Here is a 14,574-nt window from a genome sequence, read left to right on the forward strand (position 1 = left end):
CCGGTCGAAGCCGCACCAGCCCTCGGACGGCCATACCGCCCGGACCGCGATACCACTCGCCTCTGCCAGGCCGACGGCACGCGCAGCCGCCGTCAGCGGCACGGTTCCGGATGGTATGGACCGGGCCTGAGCCTCGTCGCGCCTTGAGGCGGTCCGGTGCCGTTCCGTCGCTCGGCTAGACTCAAACCTCGGTGCTCCGTGCCAAGCACGAGCCCACCGCTCGCCTGGCCAAGTGCGAGCACCAGCCCACGCTGAAGGTCTCGGCGTTGTGCGATTCGAGGGGACGACATGCAGATCTGGCCAGGCACCGCTTACCCGCTTGGTGCGACCTACGACGGTTCAGGCACCAACTTCGCGCTGTTCAGCGAGGTCGCCGCACGAGTAGAACTATGCCTCTTCGGCGTGGACGGCACCGAGACCCGGATCGACCTGCCCGAGGTGGACGGCCTGGTGTGGCACGCCTTCATCCCGGGCGTCGAGCCGGGTCAGCTCTACGGCTACCGGGTGCACGGCCCGCACACCCCCGAGCACGGCCAGCGGTGCAACCCGAACAAGCTGCTGCTGGACCCTTACTCCAAGGCGATCCACGGCCAGTTCGACTGGCACCAGTCGCTGTTCGGCTACAACTTCGGCGACCCGGACAGCCGCAACGACGAGGACTCGGCCCCGCACATGCCCAAGTCGGTGGTGATCAACCCGTACTTCGACTGGGGCATCGACCGGCCGCCGACCCGGCAGTACGCCGACACCGTGATCTACGAGGCGCACGTCAAGGGCCTCACCCAGCGGCACCCGGACCTGCCCGAGGAACTGCGCGGCACCTACGCCGGGGTGGCACACCCGGTGATCATCGAGCACCTGCAGTCGATGGGGGTGACCGCCATCGAGCTGATGCCGGTGCACCACTTCGCCAACGACGCCATCCTGCTCGAACGGGGCCTGACCAACTACTGGGGCTACAACACCATCGGCTTCCTGGCGCCGGACTCCAAGTACAGCTCCTCGACCACCCCCGGTGGCCAGGTGCAGGAGTTCAAGGCGATGGTGCGCGCACTGCACGCCGCCGGCATCGAAGTGATCCTGGACGTCGTCTACAACCACACCGCCGAGGGCAACCACATGGGCCCGACGGTGAGCTTCCGCGGCATCGACAATGCCGCCTACTACCGGCTGGAGGAGCGCGACCAGCGCTACTACACCGACTACACCGGCACCGGCAACAGCCTCAACGTCCGGCACCCGCACTCGCTGCAGCTGATCATGGACTCGCTGCGCTACTGGGTCACCGAGATGCACGTCGACGGCTTTCGCTTCGACCTCGCCGCCACCCTGGCCCGGGAGTTCTACGACGTCGACCGGCTGTCGAGCTTCTTCGAACTCGTCCAGCAGGACCCGACGGTCAGCCAGGTGAAGCTGATCGCCGAGCCGTGGGACATCGGCCCCGGTGGTTACCAGGTCGGCAACTTCCCGCCGCAATGGACTGAGTGGAACGGCAAGTACCGCGACACCGTCCGCGACTTCTGGCGCGGTGAGCCGGCAACCATCGGCGAGTTCGCCGCCCGGCTGACCGGTTCGGCCGACCTCTACGAGCACTCCGCGCGCCGGCCGGTGGCCAGCATCAACTTCGTCACCGCCCACGACGGATTCACCCTGCGCGACCTGGTCTCCTACAACGAGAAGCACAACGAGGCCAACGGCGAGAACAGCAACGACGGCGAGAGCCACAACCGGTCCTGGAACTGTGGCGTCGAAGGCCCGACCAGGAAGCGCGATGTCCTCCAGCTGCGGGCCCGTCAGCAGCGCAACTTCCTCGCCACGCTGTTCCTGTCCCAGGGCGTGCCGATGATCTGCCACGGCGACGAACTCGGCCGCACCCAGAAGGGCAACAACAACGGTTACTGCCAGGACAACAAGCTGACCTGGATCGACTGGGAGCATGCCGACGCCGACCTGATGGCCTTCACCCAGAAGGTCACCCAGTTGCGCCGGGACCACCCGACCTTCCGCCGCCGCCGGTTCTTCGACGGCCGGCCGGTCAAGCGGAAGGGCGCCGGAGCGCCGCTGCCCGACATCGCCTGGCTGCGGCCGGACGGCACCGAGATGACCGAGGACGACTGGGGTTCCGGCTTCGGCCGGGCGGTCGCGGTGTTCCTCAACGGTCAGGCCATCCCGGGCACCGATGACCGCGGTGGCCGCGTCACCGACGACTCGTTCATCCTGTGCTTCTCAGCCCATCACGAGGCGATCGAGTTCACCCCGCCCGCCGAGTTGGACGACGCGTCCTGGCAGGTGGTGCTCGACACCGCCGTGAACCCCTCCGACGAGTACGCCGACATCAAGCCCATCCTTCCCGGTGCGGCCGTCACCGTGCAGCCGCGGGCGATGGTGGTGCTGCGGAGCCTCGGCGAATGACGCAGGGCAGCACCGACGCGGGTAACACCGTCCCCAGCTCCACCTACCGGCTGCAGATCCGTGGCCAGTTCCCGCTGCGGGCCGCGGCGGAACTCGCCGACTACCTGCAGGCGCTGGGCATCTCGGCGATCTACCTGTCCCCGATCCTGCAGGCCACCTCGGGCTCGGATCACGGCTACGACATCACCAGCCACCGCCAGGTCGATCCCGAGCGCGGCGGCGAGCAGGGCCGGCTGGCGCTGGCCGCGACCGCGCGGGAGCTCGGCCTGCAGACCGTGGTCGACATCGTGCCCAACCATATGGGGGTGGCCGACGCCGCCCAGAACGAGGCCTGGTGGCAGCTGCTGCGCGACGGCCGGGAGTCGGAGTACGCGGCCTGGTTCGACGTCGACTGGAAGGCCGGCGACGGCCGGGTCAAGTTGCCGGTGCTCGGCGATGACGCGGGAGACGACCAGCTCAGCGTCGAAGACGGCGAACTGCGCTACTTCGAGCACCGGTTCCCGATCGCCGAGGGCACCGTCAAGCCCGGCGACAGCGCGGCCGACGTGCACGCCCGCCAGCATTACGAGCTGGTCGGCTACCGGCGCGCGGACAACGAGCAGAACTACCGCCGGTTCTTCGCCGTCACGGACCTGGCCGGCATCCGGGTCGAGGACCGGGCGGTGTTCGACGCCAGCCACGCCGAGATCCTGCGCTGGGTGCGCGACGGTGACGTGCAGGGCATCCGGATCGACCATCCGGACGGCCTGGCCGACCCGGCGGGGTACCTGGATTGGTTGGCCGCCGCCGCGCCGGACAGCTGGATCACCGTGGAGAAGATCACCGAGCCCGGCGAGCGGCTGCCGGCCGGCTGGCCGGTGGCGGGCACCACCGGCTACGACGCCCTGGCCGAGGTGAACAACCTGCTCTACGACCCGGCGGCCGAGGTCGAGGTCAGCCGCCGCTACGCCGAGCTGACCGGCGACCGGCGCAGCTGGTCAGACCACCTGGAACAGGGCAAGCGGATGGTCGCCGACACCATCCTGCATGCCGAGATCCTGCGGATCACCCGCGCGGTCCGGCACGCCCAACCGAAGCTGCCGGTCAGCGACGAGGACGTCGCCCAGACCTTGACGGAGCTGGCTGTCGCCTTCGGCGTCTACCGCTCCTACCACCCGATCGGTGCCGAGCAGCTGGACGCCGCCGCCGAGCTGGCCGCCAGCCGGCGGCCCGAGCTGCGGGAGACCATCACCAACCTGCTTCCCCTGCTGTCGGACCCCGGCACCGAGATCAGCATCCGGTTCGAACAGGCGACCGGCGCGATCATGGCCAAGGGTGTCGAGGACACCGCCTACTACCGCTACAACCGGGCGGTCGGCCTCAACGAGGTGGGCGGTGACCCCGGTGGCTTCGGCAGCACGCCGGCCGAGTTCCATGCCGCCCAGCTGCAGCGCCAGCAGTTGCTGCCGGAGTCGATGACGACGCTGTCCACCCATGACACCAAGCGCAGCGAGGACGTCCGGGCCCGGCTGGCCGTGCTGCCCGAACTCCGCGAGCGCTGGTACCGCACCGCCGAGCAGCTGCTCAGCACCGCACCGGTCCCGCGGCAGGCTTTCGGGTACCTGCTCTGGCAGAGCTTCGCCGGCGCCGGCTGGATCGAGCGGACCCGGATGCACGCCTACGCCAAGAAGGCGATGCGCGAGGCGGCCGAGGGCACCAGCTGGCGCGACCAGGACGCCGGGTTCGAGGCGGCGGTGCACGAGGCGGTGGACCGGGCCTATGACGATCCGCAGCTGCACCGGCTGCTGGATGAGCTGATCACCGAGATCACCCCCTACGGCTGGTCCAACAGCCTGTCCCAGAAGCTGATCCAGCTGGCCATGCCCGGGATCCCGGACGTCTACCAGGGCACCGAGTGCTACGACTACTCCCTGGTCGACCCGGACAACCGGCGCCCGGTGGACTTCGAGCTGCGGCGACAGTTGCTGGCCGGCTTCGACGCCGGCGATGTCAGCGGCCCACCGCTGGAAGAGGCCGGCGCGGCCAAGCTGTGGCTGACCAGCCGGGTGCTCCGCGCGCGCCGGGCGCATCCGGAGTGGTTCAGCAGCTACACCCCGCTGACCGTCTCGGGCCCGGCCGCCGAGCACGCCGTGGCCTTCGACCGGGGCGGTGCGGTAGCCGTGGCGACCCGGCTGCCGGTCGGCCTGCACCGGGCCGGCGGCTGGCAGCACACGGCGGTCGAACTCGGGCCGGGGCGCTACCTCGATCAGCTCACCGGCGAGCATCATCAGGGCCAGGTCGCGGTGGCCGAGCTGCTGCGGCGCTACCCGGTGGCGTTCCTCACCACGGACGGCACGAACGACTGAGCACGAACGACCGAGCACGAACGACCGAGCACGAACGACCGAGCACCGAACGACCGAGCACGAACGACCGAGCACGAACGAGCAGTGGTACGGCCTGAACACACAGGTCTGAGCGTCGAAGCAAGAACGCGAGGCGAGGACGAGGATGCGACCCGCAGTGTGGGCACCGGAGGCCAGCCAGGTCCGGGCGGTCATCGGCAGCGAGGGCGACCGGACCGAGGAACTGATCCCCGACCCGACCCGGCCGGGCTGGTGGCAACTGGACGCCGAGCTGCTGCCCGGCACCCGGTACGGCTACCTGCTCGACGACTCCGACACCCCCGTCCCGGACCCGCGCTCGCAGCGGCTGCCAGACGGCGTTCACGGCCTGACCGAGGTCTATGACGACACCGCGCACGCCTGGCAGGACGCGGACTGGGCCGGCCGGCAGCTGCCCGGTTCGGTGCTCTACGAACTGCACGTCGGCACCTTCACCCCGGGCGCCACGCTGGACTCGGCGATCGGGCGGCTGGACCACCTGGTGGACCTGGGCATCACCCATGTCGAGCTGCTGCCGCTGAACGCGGTCAACGGCGTCTGGAACTGGGGATACGACGGGGTCGCCTGGTACGCGGTGCACGAGCCCTACGGCGGCCCGGACGCGCTCAAGCGGTTCGTCGACGCCTGCCACGGCCGCGGCCTGGCGGTGATCCTGGACGTCGTCTACAACCACCTCGGCCCCAGCGGCAACTACCTTCCCCAGTTCGGGCCCTACCTCAAGACCGGCCGCAACACCTGGGGCGACCTGGTCAACCTGGACTCAGCCGGCAGTGAGGAGGTCCGCCGCTACATCGTGGACAACGCGCTGATGTGGCTGCGCGACTTCCACATCGACGGCCTGCGACTGGACGCGGTGCACGCCCTGGTGGACTCCTCCGAGACCCACCTGCTCAAGCAGCTGGCCATCGAGGTGGCCGAGTTCAGCGACAAGCTCGGCCGGCCGCTGCCGCTGATCGCCGAGTCCGATCTCAACGACCCGATGCTGATCACTCCCCGGGGGGCCCCGGGGGATCAGAACAGCGGTTATGGGCTCGACGCCCAGTGGGACGACGACGTCCACCACGTGCTGCACGCGATGCTCTCCGGTGAACGGCACGGCTACTACGCCGACTTCGGCTCGCTGCCGAGCCTGGCCAAGGTGTTCACCCGGGCGTTCTTCCACGACGGCACCTACTCCTCCTTCCGCGGCCGCAACCACGGCAAGCCGGTCGACCGGGAGCAGGTGCCTGGCTGGCGGTTCGTCACCTTCCTGCAGAACCACGACCAGGTCGGCAACCGGGCCGCCGGTGACCGGCTGTCGGAGATCACCAGCCCCGGCCGGCTCAAGATCGGCGCGGTGCTGCTGCTCAGCTCGCCGTTCACCCCGATGCTCTGGATGGGTGAGGAGTGGGCGGCCAGCACCCGGTGGCCCTTCTTCACCTCGCATCCGCAGCCGGAGCTGGCCCAGGCGGTCAGCGAGGGCCGGCTGGCCGAGTTCGCCGACCACGGCTGGGACGTCTCGGCCATGGTGGACCCGCAGGACCCGGCCGCCTACCACGACTCGGTGCTGAACTGGGCGGAGCCGGAATCCGGCGCGCACGCCGAGATGCTGGAGCTGTACCGGACCCTGATCCGGTTGCGCCGCGACGAGCCGGGCCTGGCCGATCCCCGGCTCGACGCCGTCGAGGTGGACTTCGACGAGCAGCGGAACTGGGTGGTGATCCACCGCGGCGGGCTGCGGGTGGTGGCCAACCTGGCCGGCGAGCAGCAGAGCGTGCCGGTGCCCGGTGCCCGCGAGATCGTGCTGGCCACCGACGCCGCAAGCGTGTCCACCGGTGCCGTAGGCCTGTCCACCGACGCCAGTGACACCGACCCGGACGGCGTGCGGCTGGCCGCCGAGTCGGCGGCGATCGTCCGGGTGGGCTGAGGCGACGGGCATCCGACGGCCCGGCGGGAGCGCCCCCGTGAGCGTTTACGGCACGTGGCAGACTCGCTTCATGGCCTGCATCCAGGCTGGCGCGGTCCTCCTGGACGAGCAGTCCGCCGGACGAGCAGCACAGCCATCGAGAGTGTGAGGAGCGTCGGCATGGAAACCGAGCAAAACCACCCCGTCTCCGACGTGCCGGACCCGGAATGGTTCAAGCGAGCGGTGTTCTATGAGGTCCTGGTGCGGGGCTTCGCCGACTCCAACGGGGACGGCACCGGCGACCTCAAGGGGCTCACCGGCAAGCTCGACTACCTGAAATGGCTCGGCGTCGACTGCCTCTGGCTGCCGCCGTTCTTTCCCTCGCCGCTGCGCGACGGCGGCTATGACGTCGCCGACTACACCGACGTGCTGCCCGAGTTCGGGACGATCGAGGACTTCCGCGACTTCCTCAACGCCGCTCACGACCGCGGCATCCGGGTGATCATCGACTTCGTCATGAACCACACCTCCGATCAGCACCCGTGGTTCCAGGAGTCGCGCCACAACCCCGACGGCCCGTACGGAGATTTCTACGTCTGGGCCGACGACGACACCCGCTACTCCGAAGCCCGGATCATCTTCGTCGACACCGAGCCGTCCAACTGGACCTTCGACCCGGTGCGCAAGCAGTACTTCTGGCACCGGTTCTTCTCCCACCAGCCGGACCTCAACTTCGACTGCCCCGGCGTGGTCGACGCGATCATGGACGCGCTGCGGTTCTGGCTGGACCTGGGCATCGACGGCTTCCGCCTCGACGCGGTGCCCTACCTGTTCGTCCGGGACGGCACCAACGGGGAGAACCTGCCCGAGACGCACGAGTTGCTCAAGCGGGTCCGCAAGGAGGTCGACGCCAACTACCCCGACCGGGTGCTGCTGTGCGAGGCCAACCAGTGGCCCGATGACGTGGTGGAGTACTTCGGCGACTACTCCGTCGGCGGCGACGAGTGCCACATGGCGTTCCACTTCCCGGTGATGCCCCGGATCTTCATGGCGGTGCGCCGCGAGAGCCGCTACCCCATCTCCGAGATCCTCGCCCAGACGCCTCCGATCCCGGAGAAGTGCCAGTGGGGAATCTTCCTGCGCAACCACGACGAGCTGACCCTGGAGATGGTCACCGACGAGGAACGCGACTACATGTGGAACGAGTACGCACAGGACCCGCGGATGAAGGCCAACATCGGCATCCGCCGGCGGCTGGCCCCGCTGCTGGACAACGACCTGAACCGGATCGAGCTGTTCACCGCGCTGCTGCTGTCGCTGCCCGGCTCCCCGGTGCTGTACTACGGCGACGAGATCGGGATGGGCGACAACATCTGGCTCGGTGACCGGGACGGGGTGCGCACCCCCATGCAGTGGACGCCGGACCGCAACGCCGGCTTCTCCAGCTGCGATCCGGGCCGGCTGTACCTGCCGGTCAACCTGGACTCGATCTACGGCTACCAGGTCACCAACGTCGAATCCCAGACCCGCAACACCTCCTCGCTGCTGCACTGGACCCGGCGGATGATCGGGCTGCGCAAGGCCAATCCGGCATTCGGGCTGGGTACCTTCACCGACCTCGGCGGGTCCAACCCGTGCGTGCTGTCCTTCGTACGGGCCTTCGGCGACGACGTGGTGCTGTGCGTGAACAACCTCTCCCGGTTCCCGCAGGCAGTGGAGCTGGACCTGCGGGCCTGGCAGGGCGTGGAGCCGATCGAGATGACCGGCGGCAGCCACTTCCCGGCGATCGGCGAGTTGCCCTACCTGCTGACGGTGGCCGGGCACGGCTTCTACTGGCTGCGCATCCCGGTACACGGGCAGGCCGCCCGAAGCGGCTTGCCCGCGCCGGAGGGTTCGCTGATCGCGGACTGGCCGGAGAGCGTCTTTGAACGGGAACGGGCGGAGCGGGCGCAACGGGCGGCGACCGCGAGCCACGAGGGCGGCACCGAGCCGGCCGGCCCGGACCAGGAGGGGGCAGTCCGATGAAGGTCGAGACCACCGAGGTGAGCCGGGTACTGCGTGACTGGCTGGGGCATCAGCGCTGGTTCGCGGGCAAGTCCAGAAAGTCGACGGTGCAGGCCAGGCTGCTGGCCACCCTCGCCGAGCAGCCGTACCTGGTGCAGATCTGGCTGGCCGATGTCAGTTACGCCGAGGGGATGGAGCACTACCAGGTACCCCTGGTGATGCGTACCGAGGCCGTCGAGCAGTTGAGTCACGCCTTCGTCGGCTCGGTGCCCGACGCCGACGGCGGGCCACCGATCGAGCTGTATGACGCCCTGCACGACAAGGAGGTCACCGGCCTGTGGCTGCGGGGGATCGCCTACGAGAGCACGGTGGACGGGGTGAGCTTCCTGCGGACCGTCGAGCTGGCCGAACTCCCGGCGTGCGGCCCCAGCCTCGCCCTGACCGCGGAGCAGTCCAACACCTCGCTGGTCTTCGGCGACGACGCCATCCTCAAGGTGTTCCGGCGGCTGGAAGCGGGCTTGAATCCCGATATCGAGATCCACGCCGCGCTGGGCAAGCTCGGTGGCCGGCACGTGGCCAAGCTGCTGGGTTACGTGAGTGCCGAGCTGGACTCCCAGACCTGGAGCCTGGCGATGCTGCAGGAGTTCATGACGACCGCCTCGGACGGCTGGCAGCTTGCCACCAGCAGTGTGCGTGACCTGATGGCCGAGGCCGACCTGCATGCCGCGGAGGCCGGCGGTGACTTCGCGGCCGAGGCCTACCGGCTCGGTGTCTCGACCGCCGAGGTGCACGCCGACCTCGAGGAGGCGTTCGGCACCAACGTGCTGGACAAGGCCGAGCTCGCCGACCGGACCGCCGCCATGAACGCCCGGCTGACCGCGGCGCTGATCGAGGTGCCTGAGCTCGCCGAGGTGGCCGACGGCTTGCGGGAGGCCTACACCGACTTCAGCGAGCTACCCGGGCAGGTGCTGGCACAGCGGGTGCACGGTGACCTGCACCTGGGCCAGGTACTGCGGACGGCGCACCGCTGGGTGATCCTGGACTTCGAGGGCGAGCCCGCCAAGTCCATCAGCGACCGGCAGGCCCACGACTCCCCGATCCGCGATGTCGCGGGGATGCTGCGCAGCTTCGACTACGCGGCCAGGCACCAGCTGATCGACATGGGCAGCACACCGCAGTCGGAATTCCGCGCCGCCGAGTGGGCCGAGCGCAACCGCGCCGCGTTCTGCGCCGGTTACGCCGAGGGCGGCGGTCAGGATCCCAAGGAAGCAGCCGTGCTGCTGCGCGCCTTCGAGGCCGACAAGGCTGTCTACGAGTCGGTGTACGAGGCCCGCAACCGGCCCAACTGGCTTCCGATACCCCTTGCCTCCCTGCACCGATTGGCAGGAAACCCATGAGTAAAAGGCAGGACCCCAGCAGCTCGGACAAGAAGCCGGCGGCGGCTCCCGAGCCGGGTGCCGGCCCCGAGCCTCCGGTCGGTTCCGAGACTTCGGCCGCGGCCGAGGCCCCAGCCGACATTGCCGCTGCTCCCGAGGTGACGATTGCCGTGACCTCGGCCGACGTCCCGGCCGCCGCCGAGGTGCCGAGCGCCGAGGTGCCGAGCGCCGAGGTGCCGAGCGCTGAGGTGCCGAGCGCTGAGGTGCCGAGCGCCGAGGTGCCGAGCGCCGCGAGGGAGCTCGACGCTGCCACAACCGCCGGCGGGCCGACCGCGGCGCGGGCATCCGGGCCGACGGCACCGAACGCGGTCGACACACCGCTGGCCGACCCGGCACCGCCTGCCGAGCCGAGCCCCGCGGAGGTGCTGGGCACCGCCCCTGAGCCGCAGGAGCAGCCCAAGCCGCCGCCGAGCCCGCAAGATCTGGACCGGCTGGCCGCCGGTAGTCATTCGGGCCCGCACTCGATCCTCGGCGCCCACCCGGCCGGTGCGGGCAAGACCGCCATCCGGACCCTGCGCCCGGAGGCCAGCGCGGTCAGCGCGGTCATCAAGGGCGAGCGCTACCCGCTTGAGCAGTTGCACCCCGGCGGTATCTTCGGCGCCGTGATCGACGTCGGGCCCTCCGACTACCGGCTCGAGGTCAGCTACAGCGACCAGAAGATCATCGTCGACGACCCGTACCGGTGGCTGCCCACGCTCGGCGAACTCGATCTGTACCTGCTCGGTGAGGGCCGGCACGAGCAGTTGTGGGACGTGCTGGGCGCCCATGTCCGAACCTACGACACCCCGTCCGGTCCGGTCACCGGAACCTCGTTCGCGGTCTGGGCGCCCAACGCCCGGGCCGTCCGAGTCGTCGGCGACTTCGACTACTGGTCCGGCCGGGCGTACCAGATGCGGGTGATGGGCCAGGGGATCTGGGAGCTCTTCGTGCCCGGCGTCGGCGACGGCTGCCGGTACAAGTTCCAGGTCCTCGGTGCCGACGGCCAATGGCGTGACAAGGCCGACCCGATGGCCTTCGCCACCGAGGTGCCGCCGGCGACCGCCTCGGTGGTGTTCACCTCCGAGTACGCCTGGGGCGACAGCGACTGGCTGGCGAACCGGGAGCGGACCGCCTGGCATGCCGCGCCGATGTCGATCTACGAGGTGCACCTGGGCTCGTGGCGGCTGGGGCTGACCTACCGGGAGCTGGCGACCCAGCTGGTCGACTACGTGCGCGACACCGGCTTCACCCACGTCGAGTTCCTGCCGGTGGCCGAGCATCCCTTCGGCGGCTCCTGGGGCTACCAGGTCACCTCCTACTTCGCCCCGACCTCGCGGTTCGGCACTCCGGACGACTTCCGGTACCTGATCGACGCGCTGCACCAGGCCGGCATCGGCGTCATCGTGGACTGGGTGCCCGCGCACTTTCCGAAGGATGCCTGGGCGCTGGCCCGCTTCGACGGCACCGCACTGTACGAGCACGCCGATCCGCGCCGGGGCGAGCAGCCGGACTGGGGCACCTACATCTTCAACTTCGGGCGCAGCGAGGTTCGCAACTTCCTGGTCGCCAATGCCCTGTACTGGCTGGAGGAATTCCACATCGACGGCCTGCGGGTGGATGCGGTGGCCTCGATGCTCTACCTGGACTACTCCCGCAAGGCGGGCGAGTGGTTGCCCAACATTCACGGCGGCCGGGAGAACCTCGAAGCGGTCGCGTTCCTCCAGGAGATGAACGCCACCGTCTACAAGCGGGTGCCCGGGGTGATCACGGTGGCCGAGGAGTCGACGTCCTGGCCGGGGGTGACCCGCCCGACGCACCTCGGCGGGCTCGGTTTCGGCTTCAAGTGGAACATGGGCTGGATGCACGACACGCTCGGCTACATCGAGCACCAGCCGATCCACCGGCAGTACCACCACCACGAGATGACGTTCTCGATGGTCTATGCCTACTCCGAGAACTACGTGCTGCCGTTCAGCCACGACGAGGTGGTGCACGGCAAGGGCTCGCTGTTGAACAAGATCTCCGGTGACCGCTGGCAGCAGATGGCGACCTTGCGGGCGCTCTACGCCTTCATGTGGGCACATCCGGGCAAGCAGTTGATCTTCCAGGGTTCGGAGTTCGCCCAGGGCGGTGAGTGGAGCGAGGGACGCGCGCTGGACTGGTGGCTGCTCGACGGCGCCGACCATGCCGGCGTGCGCAGGGTGGTCGCCGACCTGAACCGGCAGTACCGCGGTGACCGGGCGTTGTGGTCCCAGGACACCCTGCCCCAGGGCTTCAACTGGATCGATGCCAACGACGCCACCGGCAACGTGTTCTCGTTCCTGCGCTGGGGCGACGACGGCTCGGCGCTGGCATGCGTGGCGAACTTCTCGCCGGTGCCGCACGAGCACTACCGGCTGGGGCTGCCCAAGGCCGGCCGCTGGGACGAGGTGCTCAATACCGACGCCGAGATCTACGGCGGCTCCGGAGTGGGAAACCTCGGTTCGGTCACCGCCGAAGGCGGGAGCTGGCACGGCCAGCCCACCTCGGCGATCGTCCGGGTGCCGCCGCTGGGCGCGCTGTGGCTGCGCTACCACGCCGAGCCCGAGGGTCAGGGTGTCGACGAAGTTGCCGGCGGCGAGCCCGCGGCCGGTGCTGAGCAGTCTGCCGGCGGCGGTACGGAACAGCCTGCCGGCGGTGCTAAGCAATCTGGCGGCGCTAAGGAGTCTGGCGGCGGTAGTGCCCAGCCACTCGGCGGTAGTGCTTAGCAGGTAGGCGCGATGAGGCACCCGCGTCCCCGAACCGTCCCGACCGGTCGGCACCGATTCGGCGTAGTTGCTTGACCTTGGCCTGAATACCGAGTATGCATACCCGGTATTCAGACGAAGGAGACGCCCATGTCGGTGAAGCACGCGCTGCTGACCCTGCTGGACCGCGGCCCGATGCACGGTTACCAGTTGCGCACCGAGTTCGAGGCCTCCACCGGCGCCACCTGGCCGTTGAACATCGGGCAGGTGTACTCCACGCTGGCCCGGCTGGAACGCGACGGCCTGGTCGTCCCGGCCGAAGGCGGCGACGAGTCCCAGCGGCTGTACGCGATCACCGAGGCAGGCCACGACGAGGTGGCCGCGTGGTTCGCCACCCCGGTGGCCGGCGAGCCGGCCCGCAACGAGGTGACCATCAAGCTCGCCTTCGCCGCCGGCACCCCCGGCCTGGATGTCGCCGAGGTGGTGCAGATCCAGCGCCGGGCCACCATGAAGGCCCTGCAGGACTACACCCGCGCCAGGGAGCGGGCCGGCACCGACCTGGCCTGGCAGCTGGTGGCCGATTCGCTGATCTTCGCCGCCGAGGCCGAGGTCCGCTGGCTGGATCATTGCGAGGCCAAGCTGGCCCGGGCGGCTGCCCTCCGGTCCGGTCCCCGGCCGGCAAGCCAGGTGCCCAGCGCCCCCGCCGAACGGTCAGGCAGCCGTCGATGAGCGGCCGGCGGGAAAGGCCCGGCAAGCCGGCCGGCACGTTCGAGGAGATCGGTCACCAGGCCGGCTCCGGCGGCGGCCCGGTCCTGGTGCTGCGCGACGTGGTCCGCACCTATGGCAGCGGCGAGCTTGCCGTGCACGCACTGGCCGGCATCAACCTCAGCGTCATGGCCGGCGAACTGGTGGCGATCATGGGGCCGTCCGGCTCCGGCAAGTCCAGCCTGCTGAGCCTCGCAGGCGGCTTGGACTCCGCCAGTTCCGGCGAGGTGCTGGTGAACGGCGACAGCCTGGGGAGCAAGAGCCCGAAGCAGCTGGCGGCACTGCGGCGCCGGTCCATCGGCTACGTCTTCCAGCAGCTGAACCTGATCCCGTCGCTGACAGCGGCGGAGAACGTCATGCTGCCGCGCGAGCTCGACGGCATCCCCACCCGGCACGCCCGCGCCGAGGCCCGCGCCGCCCTCGACGAGGTGGGCCTGGCCGGACTTGCCGACCGCTTTCCGGACGAGCTGTCCGGCGGCCAGCAGCAGCGGGTAGCCATCGTCCGGGCGCTGATCGGGGACCGCCGCCTGATCCTCGCCGACGAGCCCACCGGAGCGCTGGACTCCCAGACCGGCGAGGACGTGTTGCGGTTGCTGCGGGGCCGCTGCGACGCGGGCGCGGCCGGGCTGCTGGTCACCCACGACGCCAGGCACGCCGGCTGGGCGGACCGGGTGGTGTTCCTGCGCGACGGCGCCGTGATCGATCAGACCGAGGCCGCCCCGACCCCGGACTCACTGCTGCGGGCGGCGAGCCGATGAACGGGCTCGCGCGATGAACGGGCTCGCGATGAACGGGCTCGCGCGATGAACGGGCGGCGAGCCGATGAACGGGCGAACCGATGAACGGGCTCGCGCGATGAACGGGCGGCGAGCCGATGAACGGGCTCGGGCGATGAGCGCACCGATACCGGGCGCCCCGAGGTGGGTGGCGCTGCTGCGAATGGCCCGCCGTCAGGTACGGCGTAACCGGTTGCGCAGCGTCCT

At 69.8% G+C, this 14,574-nt stretch carries 8 protein-coding genes; all 8 read left to right on the forward strand.

Going from position 1 to position 14,574, the window contains the following annotated elements; genetic code table 11:
* The first annotated feature begins 288 nt into the window (after nucleotides 1-288).
* The 8 genes from glgX to VF542_RS21365 all read left to right on the forward strand — a co-directional run bounded on the left by glgX (nucleotide 289) and on the right by VF542_RS21365 (nucleotide 14,349).
* Nucleotides 289-2,412 carry a glycogen debranching protein GlgX gene (glgX, locus tag VF542_RS21330; protein ID WP_408653715.1) on the forward strand — a complete coding sequence of 708 codons (2,124 nt, stop codon included), beginning with the start codon at nucleotides 289-291 and terminating at the stop codon, nucleotides 2,410-2,412.
* On the forward strand, nucleotides 2,409-4,757 hold the full coding sequence (gene treY, locus VF542_RS21335; RefSeq protein WP_408653716.1) for a malto-oligosyltrehalose synthase: 2,349 nt from the start codon (nucleotides 2,409-2,411) through the stop codon (nucleotides 4,755-4,757). The genes glgX and treY overlap by 4 nt, the downstream gene beginning before the upstream one ends.
* 145 nt (nucleotides 4,758-4,902) lie before the next feature.
* A complete protein-coding gene (treZ, locus tag VF542_RS21340) occupies nucleotides 4,903-6,702 on the forward strand; it encodes a malto-oligosyltrehalose trehalohydrolase (RefSeq protein WP_408653717.1) in 1,800 nt (599 codons plus the stop codon).
* Nucleotides 6,703-6,861: 159 nt separating this feature from the next.
* Nucleotides 6,862-8,706 (forward strand): maltose alpha-D-glucosyltransferase, encoded by a 1,845-nt coding sequence (gene treS, locus VF542_RS21345; protein WP_408653718.1) that lies wholly within the window; start codon nucleotides 6,862-6,864, stop codon nucleotides 8,704-8,706.
* The gene (locus VF542_RS21350; RefSeq protein WP_408653719.1) at nucleotides 8,703-10,082 is read left to right on the forward strand and encodes a maltokinase N-terminal cap-like domain-containing protein; all 1,380 of its coding nucleotides are present in this window, start codon (nucleotides 8,703-8,705) and stop codon (nucleotides 10,080-10,082) included. Before treS ends, VF542_RS21350 begins: the two co-directional genes overlap by 4 nt.
* Before the next feature lie 404 nt (nucleotides 10,083-10,486).
* Nucleotides 10,487-12,847: a 1,4-alpha-glucan branching protein GlgB gene (glgB, locus tag VF542_RS21355; RefSeq protein WP_408653722.1), complete on the forward strand. Its 2,361-nt coding sequence runs from the start codon at nucleotides 10,487-10,489 to the stop codon at nucleotides 12,845-12,847.
* Nucleotides 12,848-12,976: 129 nt separating this feature from the next.
* Nucleotides 12,977-13,555, forward strand: a complete 579-nt coding sequence (locus VF542_RS21360; RefSeq protein ID WP_408653720.1) for a PadR family transcriptional regulator — start codon at nucleotides 12,977-12,979, stop codon at nucleotides 13,553-13,555.
* A complete protein-coding gene (locus VF542_RS21365; protein WP_408653721.1) occupies nucleotides 13,552-14,349 on the forward strand; it encodes an ABC transporter ATP-binding protein in 798 nt (265 codons plus the stop codon). Before VF542_RS21360 ends, VF542_RS21365 begins: the two co-directional genes overlap by 4 nt.
* Nucleotides 14,350-14,574 lie beyond the last annotated feature (225 nt).

Source organism: Jatrophihabitans sp. (assembly GCF_036389215.1).
Taxonomy (GTDB): Bacteria; Actinomycetota; Actinomycetes; order Mycobacteriales; family Jatrophihabitantaceae; genus Jatrophihabitans_A.

Coding starts and splice junctions, on each gene's coding strand:
- glgX (WP_408653715.1), top strand. CDS start 289: ATGCAGATCTGGCCAGGCACCGCTTACCCGCTTGGTGCGACCTACGAC.
- treY (WP_408653716.1), top strand. CDS start 2,409: ATGACGCAGGGCAGCACCGACGCGGGTAACACCGTCCCCAGCTCCACC.
- treZ (WP_408653717.1), top strand. CDS start 4,903: ATGCGACCCGCAGTGTGGGCACCGGAGGCCAGCCAGGTCCGGGCGGTC.
- treS (WP_408653718.1), top strand. CDS start 6,862: ATGGAAACCGAGCAAAACCACCCCGTCTCCGACGTGCCGGACCCGGAA.
- VF542_RS21350 (WP_408653719.1), top strand. CDS start 8,703: ATGAAGGTCGAGACCACCGAGGTGAGCCGGGTACTGCGTGACTGGCTG.
- VF542_RS21360 (WP_408653720.1), top strand. CDS start 12,977: ATGTCGGTGAAGCACGCGCTGCTGACCCTGCTGGACCGCGGCCCGATG.
- VF542_RS21365 (WP_408653721.1), top strand. CDS start 13,552: ATGAGCGGCCGGCGGGAAAGGCCCGGCAAGCCGGCCGGCACGTTCGAG.